General features: G+C 63.6%; 41 protein-coding genes. 9 read left to right on the top strand and 32 right to left on the bottom strand.

The genetic code is table 11. The annotated features are described in order from the left end of the window. Window positions 1–125: 125 nt before the first annotated feature. Window positions 126–410, bottom strand: a complete 285-nt coding sequence (locus ACWGLC_RS16155; RefSeq protein ID WP_452100843.1) for an HNH endonuclease — start codon at window positions 408–410, stop codon at window positions 126–128. A 53-nt stretch (window positions 411–463) separates the two neighbouring features. Here ACWGLC_RS16155 and ACWGLC_RS16150 point away from each other — a divergent pair, with 53 nt between their 5' ends. Next, window positions 464–610: a hypothetical protein gene (locus tag ACWGLC_RS16150; RefSeq protein WP_452100842.1), complete on the top strand. Its 147-nt coding sequence runs from the start codon at window positions 464–466 to the stop codon at window positions 608–610. A 145-nt stretch (window positions 611–755) separates the two neighbouring features. On the opposite strand, the gene ACWGLC_RS16145 is transcribed toward ACWGLC_RS16150, so the two are convergent. The 27 genes from ACWGLC_RS16145 to ACWGLC_RS16015 all read right to left on the bottom strand — a co-directional run bounded on the left by ACWGLC_RS16145 (window position 756) and on the right by ACWGLC_RS16015 (window position 11,710). Further along, complete coding sequence (locus ACWGLC_RS16145; RefSeq protein WP_452100841.1) at window positions 756–983, bottom strand: hypothetical protein; 228 nt, start codon at window positions 981–983, stop codon at window positions 756–758. Window positions 984–1,226: 243 nt separating this feature from the next. After that, a complete protein-coding gene (locus ACWGLC_RS16140; protein ID WP_452100840.1) occupies window positions 1,227–1,367 on the bottom strand; it encodes a hypothetical protein in 141 nt (46 codons plus the stop codon). Between the two features lie 5 nt (window positions 1,368–1,372). Beyond that, a complete protein-coding gene (locus ACWGLC_RS16135; protein WP_452100839.1) occupies window positions 1,373–1,855 on the bottom strand; it encodes a hypothetical protein in 483 nt (160 codons plus the stop codon). Between the two features lie 16 nt (window positions 1,856–1,871). Then, window positions 1,872–2,492 carry a DUF7341 domain-containing protein gene (locus tag ACWGLC_RS16130; protein WP_452100838.1) on the bottom strand — a complete coding sequence of 207 codons (621 nt, stop codon included), beginning with the start codon at window positions 2,490–2,492 and terminating at the stop codon, window positions 1,872–1,874. After that, entirely contained in the window at window positions 2,489–2,773 is a 285-nt protein-coding gene (locus ACWGLC_RS16125; RefSeq protein WP_452100837.1) for a hypothetical protein, read from the bottom strand. The genes ACWGLC_RS16130 and ACWGLC_RS16125 overlap by 4 nt, the downstream gene beginning before the upstream one ends. Then, a complete protein-coding gene (locus ACWGLC_RS16120) occupies window positions 2,770–2,952 on the bottom strand; it encodes a hypothetical protein (protein ID WP_452100836.1) in 183 nt (60 codons plus the stop codon). The genes ACWGLC_RS16125 and ACWGLC_RS16120 overlap by 4 nt, the downstream gene beginning before the upstream one ends. Before the next feature lie 85 nt (window positions 2,953–3,037). After that, the gene (locus ACWGLC_RS16115; RefSeq protein ID WP_452100835.1) at window positions 3,038–3,604 is read right to left on the bottom strand and encodes a hypothetical protein; all 567 of its coding nucleotides are present in this window, start codon (window positions 3,602–3,604) and stop codon (window positions 3,038–3,040) included. Window positions 3,605–3,796: 192 nt separating this feature from the next. Beyond that, window positions 3,797–4,162 carry a hypothetical protein gene (locus ACWGLC_RS16110; RefSeq protein ID WP_452100834.1) on the bottom strand — a complete coding sequence of 122 codons (366 nt, stop codon included), beginning with the start codon at window positions 4,160–4,162 and terminating at the stop codon, window positions 3,797–3,799. Further along, on the bottom strand, window positions 4,159–4,443 hold the full coding sequence (locus ACWGLC_RS16105) for a DUF3310 domain-containing protein (RefSeq protein WP_452100833.1): 285 nt from the start codon (window positions 4,441–4,443) through the stop codon (window positions 4,159–4,161). The genes ACWGLC_RS16110 and ACWGLC_RS16105 overlap by 4 nt, the downstream gene beginning before the upstream one ends. Window positions 4,444–4,538: 95 nt before the next feature. Beyond that, window positions 4,539–4,988, bottom strand: coding sequence for a single-stranded DNA-binding protein (locus ACWGLC_RS16100; RefSeq protein ID WP_452100832.1), 450 nt, complete (start codon window positions 4,986–4,988; stop codon window positions 4,539–4,541). A gap of 2 nt (window positions 4,989–4,990) precedes the next feature. Beyond that, on the bottom strand, window positions 4,991–5,224 hold the full coding sequence (locus ACWGLC_RS16095) for a hypothetical protein (RefSeq protein ID WP_452100831.1): 234 nt from the start codon (window positions 5,222–5,224) through the stop codon (window positions 4,991–4,993). Beyond that, the gene (locus ACWGLC_RS16090) at window positions 5,224–5,490 is read right to left on the bottom strand and encodes a zinc finger domain-containing protein (RefSeq protein WP_452100871.1); all 267 of its coding nucleotides are present in this window, start codon (window positions 5,488–5,490) and stop codon (window positions 5,224–5,226) included. Before ACWGLC_RS16090 ends, ACWGLC_RS16095 begins: the two co-directional genes overlap by 1 nt. Before the next feature lie 242 nt (window positions 5,491–5,732). Continuing rightward, complete coding sequence (locus ACWGLC_RS16085) at window positions 5,733–6,569, bottom strand: hypothetical protein (protein WP_452100830.1); 837 nt, start codon at window positions 6,567–6,569, stop codon at window positions 5,733–5,735. A gap of 545 nt (window positions 6,570–7,114) precedes the next feature. Then, on the bottom strand, window positions 7,115–7,288 hold the full coding sequence (locus tag ACWGLC_RS16080) for a hypothetical protein (protein ID WP_452100829.1): 174 nt from the start codon (window positions 7,286–7,288) through the stop codon (window positions 7,115–7,117). After that, a complete protein-coding gene (locus tag ACWGLC_RS16075) occupies window positions 7,285–7,635 on the bottom strand; it encodes a hypothetical protein (protein ID WP_452100828.1) in 351 nt (116 codons plus the stop codon). Before ACWGLC_RS16075 ends, ACWGLC_RS16080 begins: the two co-directional genes overlap by 4 nt. After that, on the bottom strand, window positions 7,632–7,991 hold the full coding sequence (locus tag ACWGLC_RS16070) for a hypothetical protein (protein WP_452100827.1): 360 nt from the start codon (window positions 7,989–7,991) through the stop codon (window positions 7,632–7,634). The genes ACWGLC_RS16075 and ACWGLC_RS16070 overlap by 4 nt, the downstream gene beginning before the upstream one ends. Next, window positions 7,988–8,293 (bottom strand): hypothetical protein, encoded by a 306-nt coding sequence (locus ACWGLC_RS16065; protein ID WP_452100826.1) that lies wholly within the window; start codon window positions 8,291–8,293, stop codon window positions 7,988–7,990. The genes ACWGLC_RS16070 and ACWGLC_RS16065 overlap by 4 nt, the downstream gene beginning before the upstream one ends. Beyond that, window positions 8,290–8,766, bottom strand: coding sequence for a hypothetical protein (locus ACWGLC_RS16060; protein WP_452100825.1), 477 nt, complete (start codon window positions 8,764–8,766; stop codon window positions 8,290–8,292). The genes ACWGLC_RS16065 and ACWGLC_RS16060 overlap by 4 nt, the downstream gene beginning before the upstream one ends. Further along, window positions 8,759–9,595: a YqaJ viral recombinase family protein gene (locus tag ACWGLC_RS16055; RefSeq protein WP_452100824.1), complete on the bottom strand. Its 837-nt coding sequence runs from the start codon at window positions 9,593–9,595 to the stop codon at window positions 8,759–8,761. The genes ACWGLC_RS16060 and ACWGLC_RS16055 overlap by 8 nt, the downstream gene beginning before the upstream one ends. Next, window positions 9,592–9,792, bottom strand: a complete 201-nt coding sequence (locus ACWGLC_RS16050) for a hypothetical protein (RefSeq protein WP_452100823.1) — start codon at window positions 9,790–9,792, stop codon at window positions 9,592–9,594. The genes ACWGLC_RS16055 and ACWGLC_RS16050 overlap by 4 nt, the downstream gene beginning before the upstream one ends. Beyond that, window positions 9,789–10,115 carry a hypothetical protein gene (locus ACWGLC_RS16045; RefSeq protein WP_452100822.1) on the bottom strand — a complete coding sequence of 109 codons (327 nt, stop codon included), beginning with the start codon at window positions 10,113–10,115 and terminating at the stop codon, window positions 9,789–9,791. The genes ACWGLC_RS16050 and ACWGLC_RS16045 overlap by 4 nt, the downstream gene beginning before the upstream one ends. After that, the gene (locus tag ACWGLC_RS16040; protein WP_452100820.1) at window positions 10,112–10,351 is read right to left on the bottom strand and encodes a hypothetical protein; all 240 of its coding nucleotides are present in this window, start codon (window positions 10,349–10,351) and stop codon (window positions 10,112–10,114) included. Before ACWGLC_RS16040 ends, ACWGLC_RS16045 begins: the two co-directional genes overlap by 4 nt. After that, on the bottom strand, window positions 10,339–10,578 hold the full coding sequence (locus tag ACWGLC_RS16035; RefSeq protein ID WP_452100819.1) for a hypothetical protein: 240 nt from the start codon (window positions 10,576–10,578) through the stop codon (window positions 10,339–10,341). Before ACWGLC_RS16035 ends, ACWGLC_RS16040 begins: the two co-directional genes overlap by 13 nt. Next, a complete protein-coding gene (locus ACWGLC_RS16030) occupies window positions 10,571–10,813 on the bottom strand; it encodes a hypothetical protein (RefSeq protein WP_452100818.1) in 243 nt (80 codons plus the stop codon). Before ACWGLC_RS16030 ends, ACWGLC_RS16035 begins: the two co-directional genes overlap by 8 nt. After that, window positions 10,810–11,301: a DUF732 domain-containing protein gene (locus ACWGLC_RS16025; RefSeq protein ID WP_452100817.1), complete on the bottom strand. Its 492-nt coding sequence runs from the start codon at window positions 11,299–11,301 to the stop codon at window positions 10,810–10,812. The genes ACWGLC_RS16030 and ACWGLC_RS16025 overlap by 4 nt, the downstream gene beginning before the upstream one ends. Beyond that, entirely contained in the window at window positions 11,262–11,390 is a 129-nt protein-coding gene (locus tag ACWGLC_RS16020; protein ID WP_452100870.1) for a helix-turn-helix domain-containing protein, read from the bottom strand. The genes ACWGLC_RS16025 and ACWGLC_RS16020 overlap by 40 nt, the downstream gene beginning before the upstream one ends. Window positions 11,391–11,476: 86 nt before the next feature. Further along, on the bottom strand, window positions 11,477–11,710 hold the full coding sequence (locus ACWGLC_RS16015; protein WP_452100816.1) for a hypothetical protein: 234 nt from the start codon (window positions 11,708–11,710) through the stop codon (window positions 11,477–11,479). A gap of 103 nt (window positions 11,711–11,813) precedes the next feature. Here ACWGLC_RS16015 and ACWGLC_RS16010 point away from each other — a divergent pair, with 103 nt between their 5' ends. Then, on the top strand, window positions 11,814–12,086 hold the full coding sequence (locus ACWGLC_RS16010) for a hypothetical protein (protein WP_452100815.1): 273 nt from the start codon (window positions 11,814–11,816) through the stop codon (window positions 12,084–12,086). 72 nt (window positions 12,087–12,158) lie between these two features. Here ACWGLC_RS16010 and ACWGLC_RS16005 read toward each other — a convergent pair whose 3' ends face one another. From ACWGLC_RS16005 to ACWGLC_RS15990, 4 genes are all read right to left on the bottom strand, one after another. Next, window positions 12,159–12,965, bottom strand: a complete 807-nt coding sequence (locus tag ACWGLC_RS16005; protein WP_452100814.1) for a phage antirepressor — start codon at window positions 12,963–12,965, stop codon at window positions 12,159–12,161. Then, window positions 12,962–13,414 carry a hypothetical protein gene (locus tag ACWGLC_RS16000; protein ID WP_452100813.1) on the bottom strand — a complete coding sequence of 151 codons (453 nt, stop codon included), beginning with the start codon at window positions 13,412–13,414 and terminating at the stop codon, window positions 12,962–12,964. Before ACWGLC_RS16000 ends, ACWGLC_RS16005 begins: the two co-directional genes overlap by 4 nt. Before the next feature lie 8 nt (window positions 13,415–13,422). After that, window positions 13,423–14,247 (bottom strand): hypothetical protein, encoded by an 825-nt coding sequence (locus ACWGLC_RS15995; protein WP_452100812.1) that lies wholly within the window; start codon window positions 14,245–14,247, stop codon window positions 13,423–13,425. Window positions 14,248–14,487: 240 nt separating this feature from the next. Beyond that, the gene (locus tag ACWGLC_RS15990) at window positions 14,488–14,694 is read right to left on the bottom strand and encodes a helix-turn-helix domain-containing protein (protein WP_452100869.1); all 207 of its coding nucleotides are present in this window, start codon (window positions 14,692–14,694) and stop codon (window positions 14,488–14,490) included. Window positions 14,695–14,999: 305 nt separating this feature from the next. On the opposite strand from ACWGLC_RS15990, the gene ACWGLC_RS15985 reads away from it, so the two are divergent. From ACWGLC_RS15985 to ACWGLC_RS15955, 7 genes are all read left to right on the top strand, one after another. After that, a complete protein-coding gene (locus ACWGLC_RS15985) occupies window positions 15,000–15,656 on the top strand; it encodes a hypothetical protein (RefSeq protein WP_452100811.1) in 657 nt (218 codons plus the stop codon). Window positions 15,657–16,082: 426 nt separating this feature from the next. Then, a complete protein-coding gene (locus ACWGLC_RS15980; RefSeq protein ID WP_452100810.1) occupies window positions 16,083–16,391 on the top strand; it encodes a hypothetical protein in 309 nt (102 codons plus the stop codon). Continuing rightward, a complete protein-coding gene (locus ACWGLC_RS15975) occupies window positions 16,391–17,401 on the top strand; it encodes a hypothetical protein (RefSeq protein ID WP_452100809.1) in 1,011 nt (336 codons plus the stop codon). The genes ACWGLC_RS15980 and ACWGLC_RS15975 overlap by 1 nt, the downstream gene beginning before the upstream one ends. An 18-nt stretch (window positions 17,402–17,419) precedes the next feature. Then, on the top strand, window positions 17,420–17,977 hold the full coding sequence (locus tag ACWGLC_RS15970; RefSeq protein ID WP_452100808.1) for a hypothetical protein: 558 nt from the start codon (window positions 17,420–17,422) through the stop codon (window positions 17,975–17,977). A 64-nt stretch (window positions 17,978–18,041) separates the two neighbouring features. Further along, window positions 18,042–18,467: an ImmA/IrrE family metallo-endopeptidase gene (locus ACWGLC_RS15965; protein ID WP_452100807.1), complete on the top strand. Its 426-nt coding sequence runs from the start codon at window positions 18,042–18,044 to the stop codon at window positions 18,465–18,467. After that, window positions 18,464–18,706 carry a DUF3263 domain-containing protein gene (locus ACWGLC_RS15960; RefSeq protein ID WP_452100806.1) on the top strand — a complete coding sequence of 81 codons (243 nt, stop codon included), beginning with the start codon at window positions 18,464–18,466 and terminating at the stop codon, window positions 18,704–18,706. Before ACWGLC_RS15965 ends, ACWGLC_RS15960 begins: the two co-directional genes overlap by 4 nt. An 8-nt stretch (window positions 18,707–18,714) precedes the next feature. After that, window positions 18,715–19,803 (top strand): tyrosine-type recombinase/integrase, encoded by a 1,089-nt coding sequence (locus ACWGLC_RS15955; RefSeq protein ID WP_452100805.1) that lies wholly within the window; start codon window positions 18,715–18,717, stop codon window positions 19,801–19,803. The last annotated feature ends 82 nt before the right edge of the window (window positions 19,804–19,885 follow it).

The following is a 19,885-nucleotide window of genomic DNA, read 5'->3' as shown; positions in this document are numbered from 1 at the left end:
TAGCGCCTATGCCGTGGGGGCTTCCCGAGGGCGGGGGGAGGGGCCTATCCCCACCCCAAACTAAAATTTTTTGCGAGGAAAATTTACGAAGAATTCGGTATTTAATCTGTCAGATTAGATGCACACTAAATCGCGAGACCCGGGTGTGTTTCGCGTGGATGGTATCGGGCGGCGAGGGCTGCCTTTCGGGCTGCGAGTGCTTCTGTCTCGGTCTTGGCGCGGTGGCATGGGGGGCATAGTGCTTGGAGGTTTTGCGGTTCGTGTGTGCCGCCTTGGGCGAGGTTGACGATGTGGTCTACCTCGGTGGCGGGGGCTCCGCAGTGTCGGCAAGTGTGGCCGTCTCTAGCGAGTGCTTCGGATCGTTGCTTTGGGGTGAGTCCGGTGTGTTGTCCGGTCCATCCGTAACTCATGGTGTTCCCGCGTTCTGGTGATCGTGTCGGATGCTGGTGTCACACTGTGTGTCATGGGTGGACTGAGCGTGTGGCATCTGCTGTTCCTGCTGATCGTTGTGCTGGTGATCGCATCGGTGGTTGCGGGTGTGGTGTGGCTGGTGTCGAAGCCCGGGCCGTCGTCGCGGGTATGGACTCCGGAGCAGCGTGACCGTCAGTGACGGGTGAGTTGCAGTCGCCTGTCGAGTAGTGCGTCGATCGCTGCCCATGCTCGTGTCGTGTAGCAGGGTGCGTGCCATGTCATGTCTGCGTGGGTGATGGCGATGAGTGCGTCTAGTTCTTCGACGGTTAACTGTTCGACCGGTGTCACTGTCGTGCCTTGGCCATGGCGAGCTGTAGGGCTTGGGCGAACTGGGTGGCGTTCATCTCGCCTCGGGCGATGTGGTCGGCGGGTTCGGTCCAGCCGTACAGGTTGCGGCATGCGGTGAGGACATCGAGTCCTGCGGTCTGGCATTGGTTGATGTCGGCACCGGTTGCGCGGTCTGTGAGGATTGTGCGGATGGTGGCGGTGAGGACGCGGTCTAGGTTTGTCATCGTCCACCTCCGGGTGGTTGGTTCCGGTCGGGTGTCTCGCGTGTAGGGGGCGGGCACCAGGCCGGCCTGGGGGGTGAGCGCGGGCGACATGCAACCGGAAGACTGTGGGGCGGGATGTTCACGCCCGGGTTCCAGCGGCTTCCCCGCGGCTGGAACGAACGAGAGAAGAGGCGTACCCGGTTTCGGGCACACCTCTTCAACAGCTCCCACTCTACCAGTTTTGCGCTTCAAGTCACATGGGTGTCATTCGTTGGGGGCGCTGCATGTTCCCCAGTCCGTGTCGGGATTGATGGCGGCGGCGATCTCGGTTGCGGTCCACACCTCGCCATCGATGATGACCTCACCGCCTGGGATGAACCCCTTGCTGCGCATGAATTCTGACATGCATCTCATGCTGTCTCCGTGCCCGGTTCGTACCAGTGGGACGTGACCCGGTCCTCGCCCAACTCGTCAGCCAGCCATGCGGCGGTCGCTCGCATCTGATCCCGATCTCTGAACGTCCGGTAAACCGACCACAGAGTCGCGTGGTGATGTCCGGCCGGAGGTCGTACGCTGACCTCTCCGTAAGCGGCCGGGGGATTGGTTGCCCGTTCCTCGGCCTCTTCCGCCTCAACCATCGACATGTAGTTGTTGAACCCGTCCTCCCACTCTTCGTCGGGGATGACTCCACGCTCGATGTGTTCGACGTAGTTCAGGCTGCCGTACTGGTCGTACGTGGCCGTGTCGGCGTTGTCGAGCATCCGCTTCAGGTCGTAGCAGTCATCGAGCCAGTACTGCGTCTCGAGGTGGGGAAGTCCAAAGCGGCTAAACCACATGAGGTATTGGGGGCTTATCATGCGGTGATCGTCTCCCCACTCGGTGAAGATGTCCAACGGCTAGCCAAAATAGTCACGCTGTCTCCTTGTCTCGGATCGCATCAACGATCGTGTCCACATCGATCCCGATCAGGCGGGCGAACCATTCCGGTTCCCACTCGGTGCCGCACCACTTGCAGCGCACGATCCGGGTGGTGATCGTGATTGCAGGGATCTTCACATCCTCGCCGTCGATGTGGCGCCACAGGTGCTGAACATCGCACTCCGGGCACGGCTTCCGGTACTCGAGTTCGCTCTCGCCGTCGAGGTACTTCTTCGCCTCGTCCACCCAGCGGCGAACTTCGATGGTCATCTTCCCCACGTGGCCGGCCTGCTCCGGGGTCCACTTCTGTTCAGGTAGTGCGAGCAGCAGGGTGAGGGTGTGGCCGTACTCGCCGGGTAGCCATTCGCGGACCTTCTTCTCCACCCGTGTGCACCAGTCGTGGCCGGTCACCCAGAACGGTGCGCGTGATTCGGCGATGGTGTTTGCTTCGACGCCGTTGCGGATGCCGTGAACAGCCTGGGTCATCTGCACCCACAGGGATGGTGAGGTGAACACTCCGGTGTCGGTGCGGGTGGTGCGGGCCTTCGTGAGCTCGAAGACCGCCTGGTCGAGTTGGAGGATGTGGTCGGGGAGTGTCTGAGGGTCGGTCATGGGTGTCCCTTGTCTTCGTTGTCCCGTCGGATCCTGCGGTCATACCGATCCAGGTCGCAGATCAACTCCATCGCGAGGAACTGATTGCGTCGCACCCCAACGCATTCCCAGTCGCCTCCTCGGTCTCGGGCTTCTGCAATCCACCTGCCGTCATCGGTCTCGCGTTCCGCGTCTGTCACTGGGGGGTCGGCGTATACGGATCCGTCTAACCGGATGATCCAGTCCCGCTTCACCGACCCGGTCACGCGGGGCACCTGCTCGGTCGTCTCGTCACTGCTCATGGTGTCTCCCATTCGACGGTTCCGGTCTGCACGTACCAGTCCGCAGGCAGCTCGGTGTCGGGGTCGCAGGCGGCGAACTGGTTACGCACAGCGGCCTGCGAGGCTGCGCGGGCATGGTCGGCGAACGTGGCCCCTGCTTTGTCGCGGGTGGGGCTGTACGCACGAAACACGGCGGTCACGATTCCTCCTGGCATTGGTGGTCCCACTGCTCCCTGGCGAGCATCCGTTCCCCGCAGTCGGGGCATCGCCACATGGTTTGGCACATCACGATTCCTCCCCGAGAGCGGCCCGCACGGCGAGGATCGTCTGGCAGGGCCACGTAGGCGGGTCCAGCGTGCCAATGTCGCACCCAGAGCAGGTGTCCTCAGAGTCCATGAACTTCTCGGGCTTGTGCAGGTCGAAGACGGCGCGGAGAGCAGCGTCACGGCGGCGCACGGCCTCCACCAACTCAGGCACATCCGTTCGGCTTGCGGCGATGAACTCGGCGTCGGGGTCGCCGTAAGGGTTCTCCTGTCCGAGGACCGCGATAGGTGTCATCCAGCCTGGAACTACGATCTGTCTCCTGCGCGATTGGGACATCCCGTAGTGCGTTTCGATCTTCCACGGCCCGTCGGTGGCGGCGTCGGCGCGGGCCTCGATCTCGTCCAGGCGGTCACTGATCGACATGTCGTGCTCCTCGGGGTAGGCGTACTTGCACATGAGTCCTGCACACTCGCGGTCACCGTTGGCGTGGTGCCACACGAGCATCAGGTACTTGCCGTGCCTGCGCTCATAGATGCGCTTGCGGCAGTTCTTGCATTTGCCCTTGCGGCCCGTAGATGCGCTGCTCACTGTCCTGCCACCTGCCCGCAGTTGCACAGTGGCCCGCCGAACGGGGACTCGGCGGCGTGATCCGACCCCGCGTGCCAGGCGCGGGCCACACGCTCACGAGCCGTCACCATTGCGTGCCTCCCTTCGCGAGACGTGAGATAGTCGGCCAACCAGACCAAGCAGGCAAGTAGGCGATGTGGGCGAGCCAGTGGGTCATGGTCGTTCTCCGATCAACAAAGCAATCAGGTCCGAGACCTGCATGAACACCACCTGCTGCAACGGATCCGACACCCCACGACGCTTTGCAATCACCAAACCGATCGCAGCGTTATCGTTGATGCGTTCCTGCTCGGCCTCCTCAAGCCACGGCCCGACCTGGTACTTGCCGCCGTAGTCCTTCACTTCGACCACGACCCGCTTGCCGTTAGTGGTTCGCAGACCGCCGATGTCGCCCTTGTCCGCAGCACCTGTCTTCACCCGGCGGTCCACCCGGTCGTCCACATGCTCAGCAAGGCAGTCCGCGATGACACGCTCGAACCGGGCGCCGGCAGCTTTCGCGGACGCTCTCGAGCGGCTCACTGGTTGACCCGCTTCGCAATGAGCCCGCCACCGTATTGGCGGAACTCCCACTTCGGCGCGTCCTGTGACGCATCCTCGAGTCGCTCGATCTCCCGCTGCAGCAGCAGGGCCGCTTTCCGCAAGTCCTCAACAGGAGAGCCCTTCACCACACCGTCAGTGCGGGTAGCGCGAGCTACGTACTGCACCACCTGGGCGCCGTTGCCGGTCAGGTACTCGCTGATGTCGATGACCTCGCTACCGCTGGGGAACCGGTAGTAGTCCGGTGTGATCGGGTCAGTCATGTCGTACCTCCTGGTGGGGGCAGTCCTTGCAGTTGCGGAATGGGCACAACGTGCAGTGGCAGTGTTCGCCGGACACGGTCTCTTCCCAGTCGCGCTTAAAATGGCGGCTCATCCTGGCCACCTCCGAACCCCTGCTGCTGGGCCGGTGCGCTTCCCCACGGGTCGTCCTGCCGCTGCTGCTGGAACCCGCCCTGCTGCTGGGCCTGCTGATCCTTCGGCGGATGCACGTACACCACATCCGCCACCAGCGTGGTCGACTTGCGGGTCTCCCCGGTCTGCTTGTCCTGCCACTCCTCGGCCTTCACCCGGCCAGACACAGTGACCAGTGACCCCTTGCGGACCTCCTCCGCGGCCTTCTCAGCCTCCGGCCCCCACACCTGCACCCGCTGCCAGAGTGTCGGCCCGGCATCAACCCACTGCCCGGACTGGTCCTTCTTGCGCGGCGTGTCCGCCACCGAGAACGAACAAGCTGCCTGCCCCGACGGGGTGAACCTCAGCTCGCCATCCGATCCGGCGCGGCCCTTCATGCTCATGGTGTTGCTCATGGTCAGTTCTCCTTCTGTCGGTTCTCGGTCTGCTGCTGGCACATCTCGTAGGCCGACGCGAGGATGTCGATCAGGTGCGGAATGTCGTCCGGGACGAGCTGCACGTCGGTGTCGAATGCCTTCAGCACGACCGGTGACGTCATGGTCTTCGCCTCGATCGACTCGATCTGGTTTCGCTCGACACTCGTGGCGTTGAATCCCCACGTGTAAGTGACGAGGTTTGGTTCGATGAACATCAGCGGATCCTCCTGTTTCGGTGTGCGGCCGCTAGTCGGGCAGCGCACGGAATCTTGTAGTCGCGGCCATCACGGCCACACGTCTGTCCCGGCTGAGCCAGACACGACGGGCACGGGATGTACCCGACCCCGTCCACTTCGTAAGCCGCCTGAATCGGCTCACCAGTCGCGTTCAAACCCCCAGGGTGGGTCGATGTGCCAGAACCAGCCGGGAGAGCGCCCACGGCCGAATTAGCGGCCACAGCGGTATGCGTGTTCTCAACCATCGCGTCCCGCTGACGAAGATCACGCGCCATGCGGATCACGTCCCCAACCTGGACGGTCCGTTCCCGCGGCTCCTCGTAGTACGCGGTGACCGCGTTCAGCAGATACGCGATGTCCAAGTTGTGCCGGCCGATCACCTCAGCCCACACCGCCGTCTGAGCCGGGTCACCCTGACGGACCCGCGAGTCCATCAGGTTCGCCCTCGCGAGCACCTGCGCCGCGTACGTGGCTGCGAGTTGCGGGTTCACTGCCCACCACCCATCAGCCGGACCGCCTCATCGACCGTGTCGAGGTGAGCCTGCGCCCTCTGCGACGCAGTAGGTCGTCCCGGGAACTGCGCCACGTTCGACTGCTGGTGCGCCTTGATCTGCAGTGCAGAGAACTTCTCCCGGAACTTCGGCATCGACAGAATGTTGGACTTCCAGAACTGGTCCAGCTGGCACCAATCCAGGACACGGACCGCCTCCTCGAACGGGATGCCGTCCCGGTCCAACAGCAGTCGAGCTTCGGTCCGCCACTTCGCAGTGATGTTCGGTGTCTTGGCGGTGTTGCCTGCGATGTGGTCCCGGAGGCGGGTGCAGAGTGCTTCGACGTCTTCTCGCGGTGGCTCGGCCACCGCCGGCGGATTCGCCGACGAAGAAGAATGGTCGGGTCGGGTCGGGTCGGGTCGGGTCGGGTCGGGGGTTGAAACTTTTTGCGAACACTCCCGTGAGTCACGCCCACTGTCACGCGTGACATCCCCCGTTACGTCGTTGCGGTTTTCGCGTGACGCCCTCGCACGACGCTGACGCTCACGCGCCTGCGCCCGACGCTGCTTAACCGCCTCCGACGTCTCCTGATACTCACCCCAATCGTGGAACAAGAACCCACCATCAGCGTCCAACCACAAACCCGTATCCACGAGCTCCTGAGCCGACTCCCGGTCACCGAGAACCGTCAGCAACTCTGACGCGATGAACCCGTCAGTGAGGTGCTGGCACGAGTACGCGCCAGCCCGGACCCACAGGGAGGTCGCATCGGTGCTCATCGTCAGTACCTTCGGGTGCGACCAGAAACCGTCGTCGACCTTGAACCAGCTCATGGTCGTTCCTCCTTCCTTGGTCGTGCCCGCCGGCGTGCTTCCTCCCGGCGTTCCAAACGCGCATCCGCCAGCCGGTAACCCACCTGCTCATCCGGCCGCGTCCAATGCTCCTTCCGCACAGCAGGAATGAGCCGCGGCTCAACAAACGAACTCACGACGACCTCCTCGCCGCCATGTACTCCCGCATATACGCCCGATGCGCCACAGCACACGCATCACACACCGGCTCACCAAGACGGTGATGCCGCTGATACCCGCCATCCGAGCCACACTCAGCACGCACCGGGCGGGCACCGCCTCGAGAAGGCACCTGCCCCGCCCACACACCCGCCGTCAAACGCTTAGCCGCACGCAACCGGGCCATACGGGCAGCACACGCCGTGATCGCCGGACACTCCGACCGACAGATCAACGCCGCCTTCTTATGCCGGGCATTCGCGTCGGGCTGCTTCTCCCGCTCACCCCGCGGATCCCACAACAACAACGAGAGGTCAGTGCACGGGGCGTCCTCGAACAAATCCGCATCCTGAGACACACCAAGAACGTCACGCAGAGACATGAGCAGCCACCTTCCGGTTCAACTGACGAAGTAGGCCTTGCGTCCACTCATCCCGGCGGTCCGCCGCGAACAGGCGTTTACGCAGGGTTTCGTTCTCCGCGTGGGCGGCCGCGAGCTGCCGTTGGTAGTCGCGGATGATCGCCTCAACTGTCGGGTTCATGCCGTCACCTCCACCGGGCGGATGCCGCCCTCGTCATCAAGAAGCACCCACCGCCGACGCCGCCACACAGGAACATCCGCAGGGTTATGGCCCTGACGGACCAACCACCCGTTGTCGCGTGCCTCGGCACGCTCCATCCGCTCGATGTGATCGTGATCGGCAGGGCACAGGAACAAGCAGTTCGCTGCACGCCCGGACACTGGGTTGCGTGACCCGCCCATGCCGCGGGGACGGCGATGGTGGTACTGGCCGGTCTCGGAACACTCGACGTGGCAGATCTCGCAGTAGCCGCCCGAGCGGGCCATCACGCGGGCACGGACCACATCCGAAAACGCAGACACACTCATGCGCCCTCACCCCTGCCAGCGACGCCGTACTGCACTCGCAGAGACGCCCCGACCGACTGCCACGCCCGCAGCTCCGCGTCCAACGCTTTCGCCCGCCGATCCGCGTGCCGGTACGCGACATCAGCCGCATCCCGCACATCACGCTCCGACTGGCACGCCAACACCGCCGCGTACTTCTTCTCGTGCGCCGGCCCCTGGTGCCCCATGTAGGCGCGGGCATACGCCACGTCGTAGGCGTGATCCGCCTCCGCGAACGCCGCCCACCGATCCGAACAGACCTGCACGCCTTCGGCCATCAGGTTCGCTACCTCGCGGATAGCGGACTCCACCTGCACCGGGTTGAGTACTTCGCTCATGCCGGCACCGCCTCGGTAGCCAGCAACTTCCCCATCCACTCCAAAGACACACCAACCCGGGCACACGCCCGCTCATGACACATCCCAAACGACCGCATATGCGCGTACTCGCCAAGCAGATACTTCGACTGATCCGAGCCCGGGTCAGCCTTCGACCTGGCCGCATCCGTACACGGGACGCAGCGGCACAGCCAGTACTTGTAGGTGTTGCGGAACCCGTGCCGGTCCGCGGGGATGTGGGTGGCGACCATGCGGCCATCGGCCTCGACCAGCAGCGCCCGCCGGCGCTCTACGCCCTTCACGACGCCACCTCCGCCTTGCGACGGTTTACAGCACCCTGAATACGACGCTCCAAACCCTGCGCCTGCGCATCCACCCAGATCGAACGCAACTCCTCCTCGTTCGCAGCCTTAGAGACACGCTCCTCCAACTCCGCGACCAGCGTCTTCGACATCTCCTCACGAGTCACCGACCGGTTGCCCGCATACCCCAGGTTCGCCAGAGCACGACCAATAGCCGACGTCTCGCACGTCTCCAAAGCGGCGGTGCGCTGCGTCATGCCCTTACCGTCGATCTCGAACGCGTACCCCGTCGCATCCGGCATCCCCACGTTGTCCGCGTCACGCCAGATCGACGCCTTCACAATCCACCGAGTAGCGCCCGGCTCACCCTCATGCGACTCCTCAGTCAGCACACGGAAATTCGGGTAGTCACCCTTGAACCGGGCGATCCGCTCATCTACCGGCTCGTAGTTGTCCAGGTTGATGTCAGCCACGGGACACCTCCGACACACGCAGGGTCCGCTTCGACGCCGAAGTGGTGCGGGTGAACTCCGAGAACACGTCTGGTCGCTCAGCCTGCAGCCGCTTCGAGTCCAACGACACCCGCGGCTTCGGCAGGGTCAGGGAAACGCGGCCGAACGGACCATCGTGAGTGAAGTCCCGGTCCCCGACATGCGACCGCAGAGCGTCCTTCGCCTCATCCAAACGGGCCGACGTCTTGTCGAGCTCGGCCTGCACATCCACCACAGCGGCGATCAGCACGTCCAGTTCAGTGACGTCCTCGCCGGCGCTGAACCGCTCCGCGACATCCACCAGTTCGGTGATCATGTCGTCGTCCCGGTCCACCCACTCATGCGTGCGCTCACCCGGGGTGAAACCCATGTCGTCCCAGTCCCGCACCTCAGTGACGAACAGGCATCCATCGGTACCGGTGACCCACATCTGCCACTGCATCTGCGCCAGGTACTTACGGTGGGACTTCTCCAGCCCGGAGACGGAACCGGTCTTGCATTCGCACACGACTCCGTCGCCGATACCGTCCGGGGTAGCGGCCCACGGGCCAGAGTCCGACACGCACACCTGGTCGTTCGGCCGGATGGACGGTTCGATCGTCTGGGCGTACTCGATGAGCTTCGCTTCGCGGTCGATTCCCCACTGCATCTCGGGCGAGGTACGTAGTTCGTCGGCGGTACCGTTCTTCTCGGCCCGCACTTTCGCCCATTCGGCGGCGGAGGTGTAGAGCCGTGCCACGTCGGTGGCGGTCACGTATTCGCGGCGTTGGGAGAGCCAGTCGTCACGTGACGTACTTTCAAGCAGTCTCATGGTCGTTCCTTGTTGAGTAGGTCGACGGCTTGACGGATCGTCACGTCAAGGTCGAGGTCTGTTCCGTGGTCATAGGCGGCGCAGATACGGGAGAGAGCACGGAGTGCCTGATCGCGTTCCTGCCGGTAGGTGCGGGCCTGGATCTGCGCGGCACCAAGCGCCTCAGCGCGAGCTAGTACCGGATCCTCGGAAGTCATTTCCTGCACTCCCCATGCACTCCGCTCAACTTGCCGGCGATCCGCACGTAGCACGGTCGGCGAACCCACTCGCCGCAGACGGCGCATGGACGCATCCGGTAGATCCGCAACGACGCCACAAGCATGTTCACGATCAGCTCGTTTCGTGATGCCTGAAAACCCAACTCCCAGTCCCACCCGCCACCGAAACGGCCCATAGCGTTATCTGTGGAACGGTGCTCGTACTTGAACGCGTACCGGCCCCACTCCCACTCGTGCCGACGGTTGTAGAGGATCTGTCCGGAAAGCCACCGGCTGTACTGGTCCTTCGAGATTCCGATCACCAGTTCTCCTTCCGTCGGGCGCGTTCCTCATCCGCCCACACGGCCTGCAGGTCCTCGCGGGCCTGCACACACTGATCCGAGACCATCAAGTCATCGACATGCGCCTCCGCATCAGCCCGCGGCCAGCCCAGATCGACACGCTCCTGCACCAGAAACTCGTACGCCCGGTCCCACTCCTCATCGGAGAACTCAGGCTCCGGCGGCGCCAAACGGTCATAAAGACTCACAGCAGCCACCCCCCGGCCACCTCCGCCAACACAGACAGCGCCATCACCAGCAGAAACACGCCGACGATCCCCGCCACCTGCCCAGCAGCAACCACCCACACACCACGAGCCCGGCGACCCGAGTTGGCGAGCGTCACAGCCTCCGCATCCATCCGCGCCTGCGCAACCTCCGGAGACTCCGGGATGCCCTTACCCGCCGGATGCGCACACATCGCCTCAAACCGCAGATCACGCATCGGAATCCTCCTCAACCAGAGCGGACTCCTCCGCAACCCAATGCCACGCACCAGGCCGCACAGAACCCACACGACGGTCGATGTGCTCGTCACGGTTCATGAACTGCAGCTCCAGACCGTCCTTACGTTCCGTGGTGCGGTGGTAGTCGGCGAGAAACACCGTCTCGCTGCCGTTGCTGCCGTGGACAACCCACTGCCGGCGCCGCACCGATGGGGAAGGCTTCGCAGACATCACGCACCCCCAACCAGGTACGAGAACTCAGGGCACTTCGCCCCAATCGACGCACCCACCAGGAACGAATGCTGACCGTCATCCCACTGCGTCAACTCGGACGCGGCGATCCGAACAAGAGCCATAGGCGACAGGCCATCCTCAAGCCCCTGGCAGATGATGTCCGCGTACTGGGACGCCATACCGTCCGGCATGTCGATGCCCTCACCAGCCGCGACCGACTGCAGGATCATGTCCGTGCTGTCGACCGGGATGTACGGTTCGACCTGTGACGGCTCCACAGCAGGAGCCACGGGGGCGACCGTCGTGGACTCGAGCACCCGATCCCCCGACGAGGCCGGGACCGACGACGCCGACTCACACGCCGACAGAGCCAGAACAGCAACAGGAAGAACCAACAGGGCACGCTTCACGGAGACACCGCTTTCAGAAGAAGAGAAGAGAGAAGAAGTCACGACGCCACCGCCATCGGCTGACCAGACGCGATCCATTCATCGATCGACGACCGCGGAATCCGCCACCGACCACCAGCCCGATCACGAGAAGCCCGAATCACACCGAGCTCACACAACCCGGCCACCGTCTTCGGATCCCGATTCACCAACGCGCCGGCCTCATGCGACGTGAGCACCAGCTTGAACGCCGCCTGCGCGACATCGACCTGACTCACGACGCCACCACCTGAGGGGACGCCTCCCGGTAGCGGGAGTTGATCTCTTCCATCACCTCGGCCGGAACGGCCCCGGCCTCGTGATCCGGGTGCAGGATCAACCACTTCAAGTCCCTGGACGCCCCGTCGACCTCGGCCTCGTACAAGTCCGCCACGATCTCGATCCCGTCCAAGACGCGGACACGCTCGAGGGACCGCATCATCTGCTCGAACAATTCGGAGTACGGCATCACGACGACACCCCCTCGCCGGAAGCGGGAGTTGCCGAAGCCCCTCCCGCCGCCGGGGGCTCTCCTACGCTCGGAGCACCACACACCGAACAAGGAGAAGACTGTGACGAATGAGCAGAGCTCGATTGGCCGACCAGCGACCTGCCTGTACCTCTACCCAGCAAACGGCGGAAAGCCGCAGGTGCTGGAACTGCAGCCATCGGCGGACACTGCAGAAGTCGAGCGAGGACTTCGCGAATGCCCACAAGGCCAGTTCGTATCTGTACCCACGGTGTTCGCAAATGGCTGGGAGGATATGAACGCGCAGGTCCAGCCGCATCTATGGGGCGCGTGGTTGATTGGCCAGGCGTACCTTCCGGACTCGACCCCGCGCTAATCACGGCCGCAGCAGCAGCCGACGTCGCGAAGGTGGCAGCCTCAGTGGCCATCGCTGCAACCTGAGTGCTCATCACGCCACCGCCTCAAGCCGGCCATCGAGGAACCGCTCGATGAAGTACTGCTGACCCTTGCCCGTCACCTTCGGCGTCTTATTCAAAGACGTATGCCCATCCGAATGGACAACCGTCGTCTCCTTGATCCGAAACAGACCCAACTCCATCGACTTCTGCGTCGGCATGTTCCAATCGGTGCCCTTACGGGAAATCAGGTAGCCCTTCGACCGCAGCAACTCGAACAGTCGGTTCGCGCCGATGTCGATGCCGTTGCCCTTCAGGATCTTCGCGAGCTCACCGACGAGGATGTTCGACTTCGACGCGGACACCGCATCGGCGAACAACACCTTCGGCGCGTCGATCTCACGCAGGGCCTCGAGTTCGGCCCGGCGGGCACGCTCAGCCTTCAGATCGGTGGCGAGCCGGATTATCGTGTCCGGGTCCGACAGGACTTCCTCGACCTTCGTCGCGGTGAGGTACCCGCCGTGCTTACGGATCGAAGGGAGAACGTCGCCATAGAACCACGACTGGAACCGCTCAACCCGGACACGCATCTCGTCGTCCTTGACACGTGACGCCTGCCGCTGACCGATGACTCGGTAGAAGCCGGATTCGGTGACGAAGTTGATGACCTGTTCGCCGCCGGGGGTACGCAAGTTCGTGTACCCCTTCTCACCCTCCGGCACGGAGCGCGTCATTGTCGGGGCGTCCCGAAAGCCGAGCGCACGGGCAAGGCCGGGGGCCGCGACCTTGAATGAGTCTCCGTAAGGGATGATCTCGAGCGCGAACTCGTCGCTCGTGAATGGAATCAAGTCTGCGTTCATCGCGGCACTCCCGGAAGAAGGATGGACTGGAGGGTGGCCAGGGCGCGGGCGCGGCTCGCTTCGACTGCGGTGCGATCTGCCCGGCGCATTGGGAGGCGGGCGGCAGAGGCGAGAGCGTCCTCGAACGGGACGTTGATGTATTCGCGTCGGGTCCCGTTGCCGGAGAGGGCCTTGAGCGCGTTCTCGTTCGATCGGGCTTCGACGTGCGGGGTAGACACCCACGCCCGGCCAACGGCCCTGCCGAACGCTTCGGCATCGCGGCGGTGAGCGGCGAGGCGTCGGTTCGGGTCACCCGTGATCCCGACCTTGATGCCGTGATCGACGAACTCGACGATGTAGAGGTGGTGTTCCGCGCCCTTAAGGCACGGCTCGCCCTCGATGGTCACGACGCCCTGGGCATCGCCATACTGGAACGGGACCAGAGCCCCGGTAACATGATGTTCTGACATGATTCCTCCTAGGAGTTGGTGTCACGCCCGCCCGGCGCTGCAATCGCCGAGGCGGGCACTTCATTGAGAGCGGAGACGAGATGGCGAACCCGGCGCAATTGCTGCTCGCAGAATTCGAGGATTGGGAATCCAGAACCGAAGGAAATAGCGGAGCGAGCGTCCGGAAAGTAGGTCAGGACGGCAGCGGCTGGCAGAGGATGCGGCATCTCGTCCAGTTGATCGACGAGATCCAACTTCTCCTCGTGTCTATGCGCGAGCGTGGATCTGATGTCTCCGTCTACCTCGACGCCGTGCACAACTGGACCCAGATCGTTTTCGCATACGACGGCGGTTGGAGGAACGCCTCCAATATCGACTCGGTCGCACTTGCGCACTTGCGCACCCTCGCCGAGCGTCTCACCTTTGTCGTTGAGCCACTTGATCAGGAACGGCTCGGTGAGGCTCGCCAGATGGTCATCGACGCATCCAAGCTGCTGAACACTGATTCCTCCGTCCCAGAGGCTCTGCGACGGCACATCGAAGATGTGCTCCTTCACGCTGCTGACTGCATTGCTCGGTACGAAACTGTCGGCGACGTTCGAGTCAGAGCTGCAGTCGATCGATTGCTCGCAGGACTCGGTGAAGCAGCAGTTCGGTCGGACAAGCAAGGGAAGTGGACCGGCCTTGTGAACGCCTTTGGTGGTTGGTTTGCCGCTGCGACCAATAAGGCGATTGAAGCCGGAGTGTCCGATACCGTCCAGAAAATGCTCGAAAGCTAGGGCTCTATTGCCCGGATGATGCTGGCGATGTAGCCATCGACGATTGCGCCAGCCCGCTGACGCATGAAGTCGCACGCCAGTTCCTGGGGTCCCTGGCCAAGTTGGTCCAAGGGAAGCACGTCCAGCTGCCCTCGAACCGCTCCCAGTACTTCCAGGCACTTGCTTCGCTCCGCCTCCGAGAGGGTCTGGGGGTCGAACGCCATTGGTCGCTTCCTCTCCACGTTTAATCGGGAGGAGAGTCCCGATAGAATCAGTCACAACAGACCTCTTTCTGTTCATGGCCCCGACCGGATTGCGCCCGGTGCGGGGCCGCTCTTATGCGGCGCTTGCAGCCTTCTGCTTGTCGGTAGCGCGCTCGGTACTTGACATCTGCTCCTGAAAAAGGAACTCGGTCGGTACACCCAATGCCTCCGCGATGCGGTCGGCCACCTGCGGGGAGCAGCTGCGACGCCGCTCGGCTACCAGGTGGTCAATGAAGCTCGGGTGAACTCCTACGTACCGGGCGAGCTGACGAGCCGACATCTTCTTCTCCGGCTCGGGGCCGACCACTGCGCGAAGTAGATGTGCGCTGTGGAGCCTCATCCAGGTTCCCTTCGGTCGTCTGCGGTAGCGGGTTGCCATCGCGCTCTCCATTCTGCTCAGTAGGCGCCTATCCGTCAAGTGATAAGCAGAACTATAGCGCCTACCAGTAGGCGGCTGTCAAGCGAGTTGCAGGCGTGTAGTTCCGCAGGCAGGGGCGATGTTGCACACTGGACCCTGTCAATTGGTAGGCAGCCATCGGCCCGATAAGTGTCGAATGGCGGTAGGCGGCATGGAAGGTGTGCCCGTTGCGAAACGAGAAGGGCGCGATCGATGCTCTATCCGTGCCGACACTCGCTGATCTGATCCAAGCCCGGAAGGCCGCCCGAGGGTGGTCCTACCGGGAGATCGCCGCGCGTGGCAACGACGTCATCTCCGCACAGAGGTGGCAGCAACTCGGCACAGGCGTTCGGCTCAGAGAGTTCCCCGAACCCACGACGATGGCAGCTATGGCAGACGCCCTAGAAGTCGACGTCGCGGCAGTGCTCCTCGCGACCGCGAAGAGTCTGGGGCTCGATGTCCAGCGCCGGCAGTCCGAGCTGGCCGCGATGCTCCCGAGCACAGCGGATCAGCTTACGTCCGAGCAGCGAGACGCCGTACTGGCGGTCGTACGGGCGATGACCCCTACCAAGGAGCAAAAGAATGAAGACCAAGGCACGCAGAGCGCGTCGAGCGATCCGGCAGTTGATGACGAAGTTGGGGCTGACGGAACCCCCATGAACGACCAGCACCCCGACACCATCGCTCAGGTTCACGCGATCAAGCAGCGGACAGAGGCGTACCCCGACGAGTGGGTTGGTCAGTCCGCGGCGCGAGACCACGATGGCCCATCCCTCGGCGAGCGGCTCCACCGCGAAACTGAAGCGGCTGGAGAAGAGTCCCAAGAATCCCCGTATGACGACTAAGGAGCCCACCATGCGCCCCACAATTTACGCGCTCGCAGCTGTAGCGCTAATTCTCTCCGGGTGTACAACCAGCATGGATCCAGCGCCGTCCCCAGACGAGGCCCGAGCCACAACAGCTCCCGCATCGTCGGCGTCGAGCAATGGCGCTAGCGCGCAGGAGAGGATCCTGGCAGACGGGGTAGGGGGGAAAGACCCGATGGCACTCTCGCAGAGACTCGACGAGCTCGCGGGTGTGACTCTCACTCCAGTTCAAGTCGATGCTGTCGCTACTCACACTTGCGACTCCCTTGATGCTGGCGCGACAAACCGGCAGGTGGCTGACGAGGCTGCAGAGATCACGAGCGGACAATGGAGTGACACCCAAGCGCGGATGACGATCATGATGATGATGCTTGAGTACTGCCCCCGACACGCCCCGGAAGCATAGTGCGCGGAGACGACCAGCCCCCGGCCGCGATGAGCGGCCCGCACCGTGACCGGGCGTCCCGCTGGAACGTGGCCTACCTGGACGATCACCGCGCCCCGGACGTTGACGAGATGCTCGACCGCGTCACCGCCGAAGCACGCCGGCAGGACGAGGCGGACCAGGAGCTCGAGGACCCGCTGCCGTACGAGCCCGAGCAGCTGCACGCCGCCCGCGACCTACCCGGCATGAGCGAAGGCGAACGCCGCCGCCTCCCCGGTAAGGACGCTGGTGAAGAGAACCAAGAACCCGACGACTGGGAAGGCGCGTAATGCCCAAGTACGGCTTTCGTCTCTACAAGGTGCACCTCACCCGCAACAACGAGTGGAAGACGCATCGCCCGTTCATCGAACGGGACGGAGACACAGTCAAGTGGTCGTACGCCACGCATTTCAAGGAGCTATGTTCATCTCACATCGGGACGCAAGTACGGGGCTTCCCCAGGTCTCCCGACGCTGACCCGCCGACCGCGGACGAGCTATCTCGTCTCTCTGCGATGAGGATGGAGTCAGTCGCCAGCTTCCCCGGAGGTGTGATGGCGACCTTCTTGGTTGGGCGTCATGACGGCTTCGACAAGGCGATCCCGCCGTCGCATCTCGACGAGGAAGACGACAAGGACCTCGAGGGCTACACGATCGTGCGGCCTTTCCGCGCGATTCTCAGCCTCACAGATGACCCCGAAGTCGGCGTCTTGGCCGTCGAGTCCATCGGAAACCAGTGCCCGATTTGGTTCCTCACCAAGTGGACGAAGAAGTGGTCTCAGGAGCGCTCAGTGACCGTGGCGCCGGGAGACACACAGCCGGGCAGGGTCTACTGGCAGCTCCGGCACGACCAGATGGGCAATGACGAGCAGCGCAGGGCGTTTCTTAGGAATGGTTCCCCCGTTCGCGTGGTTCTGCAGAGCCACGAGTTCAACAAGGCGCGCAAGCCAATCCGGAAGAAGTTCGAGATCACCATCGAAACGAAGGGCCGAGCCAAGGGTTGGCTCCAGAGGTGGGTGGCCGAGGCGTTCGAAGTCGACTCCGACAGCGAGTTCGCCAAGGTGCTGGCCGGAGATGAGAACGACGGCTTCAGGGGGCTCGACATCGACGACGGCTACCTAGTTGTCCAGACGTCGGGTGGGCGGAAGAAGGTATCCCCGTCGCGGCTACCAGAGGCGTTTACCTATGAGGTTGACCCTGACGAGCGACCTGACGATGATGAGTTCAAGACTGCGGTCAGAGCGGAGATCCTGTCTCAGCTCCGAGTTGACCACCTGTCGCTCGATGAGACGCAGTACTGACGACGGAAGGGGCAGGGCATGTCCCGATTCAACTTCTTCCCGATCTTCATTGGCCTGTGGCGCGGTCTTTCGGGGCCAGGAACATCGGGGGGCGCCGGGCCCGCAGACTGGGTCGCACGGGCGATCCTGGTAGTTCCACCTATCGCTGCCCTGGTCCTGTTCGCGGTGCTGGACGGATCGGTTGCAGCGCCGGGCGCCGTGCTGAGTGGGCTGGCCCTGCTATCCGGGACTCTGCTGGCGGTCTACGCACAGCTGGCCGGTTTGAGGCTCCGGCTAACCGACCGCGAGTACCCAACCTACCGCGAGACCATGCTCAAGGACTCGCTCGACGAGAACGTCGCGCACATCCTCGCCGCTGTGCTGATCGGGCTGGCTAACTGCGTGGTGATCGTGACGGGCATGTCGGCCATGGGGTCGGACGGCGAGCGGGTGCTGACGGGCTACCCCGCAGCTGTTGTTGCCGGACTTGGCCTATTCGAGATGCTGATCCTGCTGATGACGGTCACCAGTCTCTACAGCGCCTACACGTCATCGAACGATGTCCATGAGTCGCTCGATGGGCACCAAGCACGCTGAATGACAACGCTGTAACCCCTGCTCAGGCGGTCTTCTTGTCGTACCAGCGTGGTCTGGTGTGGCCATGCGTGAACACCGATACCACCCGTGGAGAGCCCTCCGGGGCCTGCCACACATCACCCTCAGGTGGTCCGCGGCCGTCGCCAGGGGAAGGGTCGACGGCCACACGATCACCCTCCACCCGCTGCTGACCCAGGCTGAGCGGCGCTCTACCTTGGCGCATGAGCTGGTGCACCTCGAGCGCGGGCCGGCTCCGCCCCACCTGGCCGCTCGCGAAGAACTACTCGTCGAGGAGATCGCCGCCCGCCGACTCGTCGACCTGGACGACCTCGCCGACGCGATCGTCTGGCACGACGGCCACGCCCACGACGACATGGCCGACGACCTATGGGTAGACCGGGCCGTACTTCTCGTCAGGATCGCAACCCTCGACGACGATGAGCGGGCCTACATTGAACAGATCGTCGCCCGAAGGGAGGGAACCGCGTGACCGAGTTCGAGCACCAGATCATGCAGTTCGAGTCCCGCTGGTGGCGCCTCGCGGGGTCGAAGGAGTCCGCCATCCGCGACGAACTCGACATGTCGCCAACCCGCTACTACCAACTGCTACAGCAACTCGCACAACGCGAAGACGTCCTCGCCACCTACCCAGTCCTCACCAAACGGCTACGCCGCCGCATGAACCGCACACCCGCCCGACCCCGAGTCGGCACCCTCAACCTCGACTAGGAACCACCGTGGCGAACATCAAAGCCTACGACACCAAAGCAGGCAAACGCTGGCGCGTCAGATACCGAAAACCCGGCGGACGACAGACCGACAAACGCGGCTTCACCACCAAGAAAGCCGCAGAACTGTGGGCGTCCAACAACGTCGTCGAACTCGCCTCCGGCACATGGATCTCACCCGAAGCCGGCAAGACCCCGTTGAGTGCTGTTGCGGACGCCTGGCTGGCCTCCAAAAGCCGCGTCACCCCCAAGACCCTCGCCGGGTACACCACCACCGTGAAACTTCACCTGGAGCCACTACGGTCCATCGAGGTGGGCAAGGTGACGCCCGGTGTGGTGCAGGACTGGATCGACGGGCTGGCTGGCTCACCGAAAACCGTCCGCAACGCGGCGTCGATCCTCCACTCGATCATGGCCCGCGCTGTCCGCGACCGACAGATACAGTCCAATCCGTGCGACGGAGTGGAACTGCCGAAAGTCGCGGCAACCGAGCGCCGGTATCTGACCGCCGCTCAGGTCGAGTCCCTGGCCCAGGTGTCGAAGCGGCCGACGTTGGTCAACACGCTCGCCTACTCGGGACTGCGGTGGGGTGAGCTCGCAGCCCTGCATAAGCGGGACATCAACCCAAAGAAGCGGCGCATCACTGTCCGACGATCGGTGACAGAAGTGTCCGGCACCCTGCATTGGGGTGAGACGAAGAACCGCGAGCACCGGGAGGTTCCGATCCCGACGTTCCTAGCTGACCAACTCCGGTTCGCAATCAAAGACAAGGCGGCGGACGATCTGGTGTTCACCGCCGCCCGTGGGGGAGTGCTGCGGTACCGCAACGCTCGACGCTGGTGGGACACCGCCGTGGAGAAAGCCGACGTGCCTGACGGGCTGACCCCGCACGAGTTGCGGCACACGTGCGCATCGTTGGCGATCCGGTCGGGGGCAAACGTGAAGGTGGTGCAGCGGATGCTCGGCCACGCTTCCGCGGCGCTCACCCTCGACCGGTATGGGCATCTGTTCGACGACGACCTGGACACAGTCGCTGACGCGCTCGGCGAACTGCGACAGAAGGAATGTGGGCAAAATGTGGGCACGGCGACCGGTTGAGGACCAGCCGCCGTGCCAGAAATGTGCTCTGACCTGCGCGCCCCCGAGAGGATTCGAACCCCTGACCAGCCGGGTAGAAACC

The organism is Dietzia sp. NPDC055877, assembly GCF_053615975.1.
The sequence above is the reverse complement of the archived record's forward strand: the minus strand, read 5'-3'. Positions and strand labels throughout refer to the sequence as shown.

Bases quoted from the DNA above. Each gene is read 5' to 3' on its own strand.
- ACWGLC_RS16155 (WP_452100843.1), bottom strand. From the start codon at position 410: ATGAGTTACGGATGGACCGGACAACACACCGGACTCACCCCAAAGCAA.
- ACWGLC_RS16150 (WP_452100842.1), top strand. From the start codon at position 464: ATGGGTGGACTGAGCGTGTGGCATCTGCTGTTCCTGCTGATCGTTGTG.
- ACWGLC_RS16145 (WP_452100841.1), bottom strand. From the start codon at position 983: ATGACAAACCTAGACCGCGTCCTCACCGCCACCATCCGCACAATCCTC.
- ACWGLC_RS16140 (WP_452100840.1), bottom strand. From the start codon at position 1,367: ATGTCAGAATTCATGCGCAGCAAGGGGTTCATCCCAGGCGGTGAGGTC.
- ACWGLC_RS16130 (WP_452100838.1), bottom strand. From the start codon at position 2,492: ATGACCGACCCTCAGACACTCCCCGACCACATCCTCCAACTCGACCAG.
- ACWGLC_RS16125 (WP_452100837.1), bottom strand. From the start codon at position 2,773: ATGAGCAGTGACGAGACGACCGAGCAGGTGCCCCGCGTGACCGGGTCG.
- ACWGLC_RS16105 (WP_452100833.1), bottom strand. From the start codon at position 4,443: ATGACTGACCCGATCACACCGGACTACTACCGGTTCCCCAGCGGTAGC.
- ACWGLC_RS16100 (WP_452100832.1), bottom strand. From the start codon at position 4,988: ATGAGCAACACCATGAGCATGAAGGGCCGCGCCGGATCGGATGGCGAG.
- ACWGLC_RS16095 (WP_452100831.1), bottom strand. From the start codon at position 5,224: ATGTTCATCGAACCAAACCTCGTCACTTACACGTGGGGATTCAACGCC.
- ACWGLC_RS16090 (WP_452100871.1), bottom strand. From the start codon at position 5,490: ATGGTTGAGAACACGCATACCGCTGTGGCCGCTAATTCGGCCGTGGGC.
- ACWGLC_RS16085 (WP_452100830.1), bottom strand. From the start codon at position 6,569: ATGAGCTGGTTCAAGGTCGACGACGGTTTCTGGTCGCACCCGAAGGTA.
- ACWGLC_RS16080 (WP_452100829.1), bottom strand. From the start codon at position 7,288: ATGAACCCGACAGTTGAGGCGATCATCCGCGACTACCAACGGCAGCTC.
- ACWGLC_RS16075 (WP_452100828.1), bottom strand. From the start codon at position 7,635: ATGAGTGTGTCTGCGTTTTCGGATGTGGTCCGTGCCCGCGTGATGGCC.
- ACWGLC_RS16070 (WP_452100827.1), bottom strand. From the start codon at position 7,991: ATGAGCGAAGTACTCAACCCGGTGCAGGTGGAGTCCGCTATCCGCGAG.
- ACWGLC_RS16055 (WP_452100824.1), bottom strand. From the start codon at position 9,595: ATGAGACTGCTTGAAAGTACGTCACGTGACGACTGGCTCTCCCAACGC.
- ACWGLC_RS16050 (WP_452100823.1), bottom strand. From the start codon at position 9,792: ATGACTTCCGAGGATCCGGTACTAGCTCGCGCTGAGGCGCTTGGTGCC.
- ACWGLC_RS16035 (WP_452100819.1), bottom strand. From the start codon at position 10,578: ATGCGTGATCTGCGGTTTGAGGCGATGTGTGCGCATCCGGCGGGTAAG.
- ACWGLC_RS16025 (WP_452100817.1), bottom strand. From the start codon at position 11,301: ATGGATCGCGTCTGGTCAGCCGATGGCGGTGGCGTCGTGACTTCTTCT.
- ACWGLC_RS16015 (WP_452100816.1), bottom strand. From the start codon at position 11,710: ATGCCGTACTCCGAATTGTTCGAGCAGATGATGCGGTCCCTCGAGCGT.
- ACWGLC_RS16005 (WP_452100814.1), bottom strand. From the start codon at position 12,965: ATGAACGCAGACTTGATTCCATTCACGAGCGACGAGTTCGCGCTCGAG.
- ACWGLC_RS16000 (WP_452100813.1), bottom strand. From the start codon at position 13,414: ATGTCAGAACATCATGTTACCGGGGCTCTGGTCCCGTTCCAGTATGGC.
- ACWGLC_RS15990 (WP_452100869.1), bottom strand. From the start codon at position 14,694: ATGTCGGCTCGTCAGCTCGCCCGGTACGTAGGAGTTCACCCGAGCTTC.
- ACWGLC_RS15975 (WP_452100809.1), top strand. From the start codon at position 16,391: ATGCCCAAGTACGGCTTTCGTCTCTACAAGGTGCACCTCACCCGCAAC.
- ACWGLC_RS15970 (WP_452100808.1), top strand. From the start codon at position 17,420: ATGTCCCGATTCAACTTCTTCCCGATCTTCATTGGCCTGTGGCGCGGT.
- ACWGLC_RS15965 (WP_452100807.1), top strand. From the start codon at position 18,042: ATGCGTGAACACCGATACCACCCGTGGAGAGCCCTCCGGGGCCTGCCA.